The following is a 370-nucleotide window of genomic DNA, read 5'->3' as shown; positions in this document are numbered from 1 at the left end:
AGCTTATGAAGGAGTGTTTAGTGACCAGTACTCGGCTACATCACTACAAGTGTTGCAGAGCTGTCTGCAAGGACAAATGGATAAGGCGGAGATTATAGAGAAAGTCCTAATAAAATATGCTGGAAGATCTCGCAGTCAAAGCTGGATAAGAGAGAAGTCGATACGAATAGAAGAGATATTAGGCAAGTGGAAGGAAGAGAGGACAAGTCCTTCTCAAACGGAAGCGCTGAAAGGGATGATTACGCTGCTTCTAACACTTCAAGCCCAATTGAAGCAGTTAGAACAGCAAATGGAGGAGATATCTGTTCAGCTACCAGAAGTGGATTTATTGAAATCCATTCCTGGGATTGGAGAAAAGCTTGCAGCGGCT

1 pseudogene is annotated in these 370 nt (G+C 43.5%); it reads left to right on the top strand.

Going from position 1 to position 370, the window contains the following annotated elements:
- Positions 1–370: pseudogene (locus tag M3661_RS30005) on the top strand (IS110 family RNA-guided transposase); the annotation flags it as partial.

This window comes from Paenibacillus sp. MER 180 (assembly GCF_023713665.1).
GTDB lineage: Bacteria > Bacillota > Bacilli > Paenibacillales > Paenibacillaceae > Paenibacillus_B > Paenibacillus_B suaedae.
The sequence above is the reverse complement of the archived record's forward strand: the minus strand, read 5'-3'. Positions and strand labels throughout refer to the sequence as shown.